Annotated in this window: 5 protein-coding genes; 1 reads left to right on the top strand and 4 read right to left on the bottom strand. The window is 74.2% G+C overall.

What is annotated here, in order from left to right; all coding sequences use genetic code 11:
* Positions 1–152: 152 nt before the first annotated feature.
* A complete protein-coding gene (gene lgt, locus ACJA3G_RS29145; protein ID WP_406556028.1) occupies positions 153–1,100 on the top strand; it encodes a prolipoprotein diacylglyceryl transferase in 948 nt (315 codons plus the stop codon).
* Positions 1,101–1,568: 468 nt separating this feature from the next.
* On the opposite strand, the gene ACJA3G_RS29140 is transcribed toward lgt, so the two are convergent.
* From ACJA3G_RS29140 to ACJA3G_RS29125, 4 genes are all read right to left on the bottom strand, one after another.
* A complete protein-coding gene (locus ACJA3G_RS29140) occupies positions 1,569–2,390 on the bottom strand; it encodes an HpcH/HpaI aldolase/citrate lyase family protein (RefSeq protein ID WP_406556027.1) in 822 nt (273 codons plus the stop codon).
* The gene (locus ACJA3G_RS29135; protein ID WP_406556026.1) at positions 2,387–3,604 is read right to left on the bottom strand and encodes a CaiB/BaiF CoA transferase family protein; all 1,218 of its coding nucleotides are present in this window, start codon (positions 3,602–3,604) and stop codon (positions 2,387–2,389) included. Before ACJA3G_RS29135 ends, ACJA3G_RS29140 begins: the two co-directional genes overlap by 4 nt.
* Entirely contained in the window at positions 3,601–4,512 is a 912-nt protein-coding gene (locus ACJA3G_RS29130) for a ribokinase (protein WP_406556025.1), read from the bottom strand. Before ACJA3G_RS29130 ends, ACJA3G_RS29135 begins: the two co-directional genes overlap by 4 nt.
* The coding region (locus tag ACJA3G_RS29125; RefSeq protein ID WP_406556024.1) for an ADP-ribosylglycohydrolase family protein at positions 4,509–5,376 on the bottom strand (868 nt) is incomplete at its 5' end. The genes ACJA3G_RS29130 and ACJA3G_RS29125, both read right to left, overlap by 4 nt.

The raw sequence follows: 5,376 nt of genomic DNA, 5'->3' as shown, positions 1-5,376 counted from the left end.
CCCGTCCCATCCGGGGGCTCCGGCGGTCCCGGCTCCGCTGGAGCCCTAGGAGCCCCGAAGCCCCTCCGGGACCCCGGCACACCGCTCGTTACTCATAAGTTGCCGGGTGGGTGGTCCGACCGCCCGCCCGGCAGGGTAGCGTCGACCCTGCCATGAACCTCGCCTTCATTCCCAGCCCGTCGACCGGCGTGATCCATCTCGGACCCATCCCGCTGCGCGGCTATGCCTTCTGCATCATCATCGGTGTCTTCGTCGCCGTCTGGTACGGCAACAAGCGCTGGGTCGCCCGGGGCGGCCAAGCCGGCACGGTGGCCGACATCGCCGTCTGGGCGGTGCCCTTCGGCCTCGTCGGCGGCCGGCTCTACCACGTCATCACCGACTACCAGCTGTACTTCAGCGACGGTGAGGACTGGGTCGACGCCTTCAAGATCTGGCAGGGCGGGCTCGGCATCTGGGGCGCGATCGCGTTCGGCGCGGTGGGCGCGTGGATCGGCTGCCGCCGCCGGGGCATCCCGCTGCCGGCCTGGGCCGACGCGCTGGCCCCCGGCATCGCCTTCGCCCAGGCGGTGGGCCGCTGGGGCAACTGGTTCAACCAGGAGCTGTACGGCAAGCCCACCGACCTGCCGTGGGCGCTGAAGATCTCCGAGGGCACGAACCGGGTGGAGGGCACGTACCACCCGACCTTCCTGTACGAGTCGCTGTGGTGCGTCGGCGTCGGCTTCCTCGTCATCTGGGCGGACCGCCGCTTCAAGCTGGGCCACGGGCGGGCGTTCGCGCTCTATGTGGCGGCGTACTGCGTGGGGCGCGGCTGGATCGAGTACATGCGGGTGGACGAGGCGCACCACGTGCTGGGTCTGCGGCTCAACGACTGGACCGCGATCACGGTGTTCGTGCTCGCCGTGACGTACATCGTGATCTCTTCGCGGGTGCGGCCGGGGCGGGAGGCGGTGGTTGAGCCTGTCGCGGCCGGGGCGGTCGAGGCGGCGGCCGACGCGCCGGCCGAGGGGACTGTGGCCGGGCCTGCCGACGAGGCCCCCGCGGCGGACGACGACGGCGAGAAGTCGGTGCGGTCCGAGAACGGGACCCCGAGCAAGGGGTGAGCCACTCTTTCCGCCTGCGGCCCGTGGATGGCTGACCGCGCAGTTCCCCGCGCCCCTTTTGGGCCGGGTGTGTGTCTGCGGGCCGGTGGTGGGCTGGTCGCGCAGTTCCCCGCGCCCCTTTTTTGGCCGGGGGTTCGTCTGCGGACCGGTGGGTGGCTGGTCGCGCAGTTCCTCGCGCCCCTGATCTGGCCGGGGTTTGTCTGCGGGTCGGTGGTGGGCTGGTCGCGCAGTTCCCCGCGCCCCTGTTCTGCCCGGTGGTTGTCTGCGGGTTGTCTGTGGCTGAGCGCGCAGTTCCCCGCGCCCCTGGGTAGTTAGGGGCGCGGGGAACTGCGCGAGCAAGCCAGCACGGTCCGCAGGCGAAAGAAGCGGGGTGCAGGGGCCGCAGGCCCCGCGCAGGAGGTCGAGGCGCAGCCTCGCAACGGGGCCCGGGGCGCAGCCCCGGCAAAGCCACCCCCACCCCCCGGAGGGTTAAGGGAACGGGCGGGGTGGGGGAACAGGCCGGTTTGCCAGCGTCAGCGTCCGCCGTGCCGCCTCCAGCACCGCCGCATCCACGAACCGCCCGTCCGCCAGCGCCAGCGCCCCCGTATCGGTCGGCGACGCCGTGACGATCTCCTGCGCCGCCGTCACCTCGGCCGGCGGCGGCAGATAGGCCCGCTCGATCACCGGCAACTGCGCCGGATGGATCGCCGCGCGCCCCAGAAAGCCCAGCGCCCGCCCCCGCGCGCAGGATGCCGCCAGCCCGTCCAGATCGCTGATGTGCCGGTAGACGGACTGCGCGGGCGGGTCCAGGCCCGCCGCCCGCGCGGCCACCACCACCCGGCTGCGCGCCCACTCCAGGCCCGACTCGTCGCGTACGCCCAGATCCGCGCAGAGGTCCGCCTCCCCGAGCGCGAGGCCCCGCACCGCCGGGTGCGCGGCGGCGATCGTGTACGCGTGCTCCACTCCCAGGGCGCTCTCCACCAGCGGATAGAGGCCGACGCCGGGGGCCAGGGCCGCGACCCGTTCGACCTGGAGGGCGTGGGTGACCTTGGGTAGACGCAGGCCCGACAGGCCCGGCAGCCCGGCCACCGCCCGTACGTCCTCCTCCGTGGCCACCCGGACGTGGACCGGCGTGGGGAGCGGACGCGAGAGCAGTTCCGCCGTCGCCGCCCGGGCGTACGCCTTGCGGTCGGGACCCACCGCGTCCTCCAGGTCCACGATCACCACGTCCGCACCCGCCGACAGCGCCTTCTCGACCACCTGCGGACGGTCGCCGGGGGCGTACAGCCAGGTCAGCGGGATCGTGGTCACAGCGCGCCCGCCCGGCGCAGCGCGCTGATCTCCGGGCCGGACAGGCCGAGTTCGGTCAGGACCTCGTCCGTGTCCGCGCCGTGCGGGCGGCCCGCCCAGCGGATCGCGCCGGGGGTCTCGGAGAGCCGGAAGAGGACGTTCTGCATCCGGACCGGGCCCAGCTCCGGGTCGTCGACCGTGGTGAGCGTGTTCAGCGCCCGGTACTGGGGGTCCTCCATCACCTCGCGGATGTCGTAGACCGGCGCGATCGCCGCCTCCGCCTTCTCGAACGCCGTCATCGCCTCCTCCCGGGTGCGCCGCCCGATCCAGTGGCCCACCGCCTCGTCCAGGACGTCCGCGTGCTCGGCCCGCCCCGACCCGCTCGCGAACCAGGGCTCCTCGATCAGCTCCGGCCGCCCCACCAGCCGTATCACCCGCTCGGCCACCGACTGGGCGGAGGTGGAGACGGCGAGCCAACTCCCGTCGGCCGTACGGTAAATGTTGCGCGGGGCGTTGTTGCGGGAGCGGTTGCCGGTGCGCGGCTGGACGTAGCCGAGCTGGTCGTACCAGATGGGCTGCGGGCCCAGCACGGTCAGGATCGGCTCGATGATCGCCATGTCGATCACCTGCCCGCGCCCGGTGGCGGCGCGTGCGGTGAGCGCGGTCAGCACGGCGTACGCGGTGGCCAGCGCGGCGATCGAGTCCGCGAGGCCGAACGGCGGCAGCGTCGGCGGGCCGTCCGGCTCCCCGGTGACGGCGGCGAAGCCGCTCATGGCCTCGGCGAGCGTGCCGAAGCCGGGGCGGTGGGCGTACGGGCCGTACTGGCCGAAGCCGGTGACCCGGGCCAGCACCAACCCCTCGTTGGCGGCGGACAGTTCGGGCCAGCCCAGGCCCCAGCGCTCCAGGGTGCCCGGGCGGAAGTTCTCGATGATCACATCGGTGGAGGCGGCGAGCCGGAGCAGGGTCTCGCGCCCTCCCGGCGCGGACAGGTCGAGGGTGATCGTCCGTTTGTTGCGGCCCAGCAGCTTCCACCAGAGCCCCACACCGTCCTTGGCGGGGCCGTGGCCGCGCGAGGGGTCGGGGCGGCGGGGGTGCTCGACCTTGATGACCTCGGCCCCGAAGTCGCCCAGCATCGTCGCCGCGAGCGGCCCGGCGAAGAGGGTGGCGAGGTCCAGGACCCGCAGCCGTTGAAGGGGCGGAGGCGGTGGGTGCGCCGCGCCCGGGGGAGTCGTCATCGGTCCGCGCCCCCGGCCGCGGACGCCGCCGCGTCGATCTCCGCGCGGTAGGGCATGGCGGCGACCGCGCCGGGCCGCTGGACCGAGAGCGCGGCGGCCTGCGACGCCCACGCCAGCGCCTGCGGCATCGCCCGCCCCTCACCCAGGGCGACGGCGAGCGCGCCCACGAACGTGTCACCCGCGCCCGTTGTGTCGACCGCGGTGACCTCGGGCGCCGGGACCGCGACCGGGTCCTGGCCGCGGGCCGCGTACAGGCAGCCCCGCGAGCCGAGCGTCACCACCGTCTCGGGGACCAGGTCGAGCAGCGCCCGGGCGGCGGCCTTCGGGTCGTCGACGCCGGTCAGCGAGGTGGCCTCGTGCTCGTTGGCCACCAGCAGGTCGGTGGCGTCGAGGAGTTCGGGCGGCAGCGGCTGGACGGGGGAGGGGGTGAGGACCGTCCGTACCCCGTGGCGCCGGGCCGCCCCCGCGCCCTCGACCACCGTGTCCATCGGCAGCTCCAGCTGGAGCAGCAGCGACTCGGCGCCCGCGATCAGCGCCTCGTCGCCGGGGCCGAGGTGGGTGACGGAGGCGTTGGCGCCGGGGATGACGACGATCGCGTTGCCACCGGCCGCGTCGACCACGATGTGCGCGGTGCCGGAGGGGCCCTCGGTGGTGCGGACGAGGTCGGTGTCGACGCCCGAGCCGTCGAGCGCGGCCCGCAGCCGGGTGCCGAACTCGTCCGTGCCGACGGCCCCGATCAGTGCCACGTCGCCGCCCGCGCGGGCCGCCGCGACGGCCTGGTTGGCGCCCTTGCCGCCCGGGATCGTACGGAACTCCTGGCCGGTGACCGTCTCGCCGCGGCGCGGGGCGGTCGTCACATAGGCGACCAGGTCCATGTTGGTGCTGCCGAGCACCGCGATACGCGTCATGCGTTCCGTACCTCCTGGGGGATGGGCTGTGCGATGAGGTTCGCGGTCAGTTCCGCGAGGGTGTCGAATCCGATGCCGTCGAAGCCGGCGACGCTGGTGGCGAGGCGGTTTTTGAGCGGGGCGGTCCAGCGGGCGGGCAGGGCGTCCGGGTGCCCGGCCAGGAGCCCCGCGAGCGATCCGGCGGTGGCGCCGTTGGAGTCGGTGTCCCAGCCGCCGGACACCGCACGGCAGATGGAGCCGGAGAAGTCGCCGTCGGCGTGGGTGAGAGCGGCGGCGAGCAGGGCGGCGTTGGGGACGGAGTGCACCCAGTGGTACGCGCCGAGCGCGGTGTGCAGACGGTCGACGACCGTCTCGAAGTCCTCCTCCTCGCGGGCGAGCCGGATGCCGAGCCGGACCGCCGCGGCGAGGCGGGAGGCCGGGGGGACCATGGTGAGTCCGCCCGCGAGGCAGCCGTGCACGTCGTACGCGCCGGTGGCGGCCAGGGAGATCGCCGCGGCCGTGAACATCGCGCTGTACACACCGTTGGCGGTGTGGGTGAGGACGGCGTCGCGGTGCGCCTGTCCGGCGGCGGCGACGGGGTCGCCCGGGTTGGTCCAGCCGTGGACGTCGGCACGGATGGCCGCGCCGATCCACTCGCGGAACGGGTTGCGGTGGGTGGCGGTGTGCGGGGGTTCGACGCCGTCGAGGAGGTTGCGGTACGCGACGCGCTCGGCGGTGAACGTCCGGCCCGCCGGGAGTTCGTCGAGCCACAGCCGGGCCACGTCGGCGGTGGTGAAGGCGCGGCCGTGGCGCTGGAGCAGGAGCAGGCCGAGGAGGGGGTAGTTGAGGTCGTCGTCCTCGGGCATGCCGTCGATGTTCTCGGCG

This window comes from Streptomyces sp. YS-3 (assembly GCF_045257485.1).
Classification (GTDB): Bacteria; Actinomycetota; Actinomycetes; order Streptomycetales; family Streptomycetaceae; genus Streptomyces.
This window is presented reverse-complemented; position numbering and strand designations above follow the sequence as displayed.

Bases quoted from the DNA above. Each gene is read 5' to 3' on its own strand.
- lgt (WP_406556028.1), top strand. From the start codon at position 153: ATGAACCTCGCCTTCATTCCCAGCCCGTCGACCGGCGTGATCCATCTC.
- ACJA3G_RS29135 (WP_406556026.1), bottom strand. From the start codon at position 3,604: ATGACGACTCCCCCGGGCGCGGCGCACCCACCGCCTCCGCCCCTTCAA.
- ACJA3G_RS29130 (WP_406556025.1), bottom strand. From the start codon at position 4,512: ATGACGCGTATCGCGGTGCTCGGCAGCACCAACATGGACCTGGTCGCC.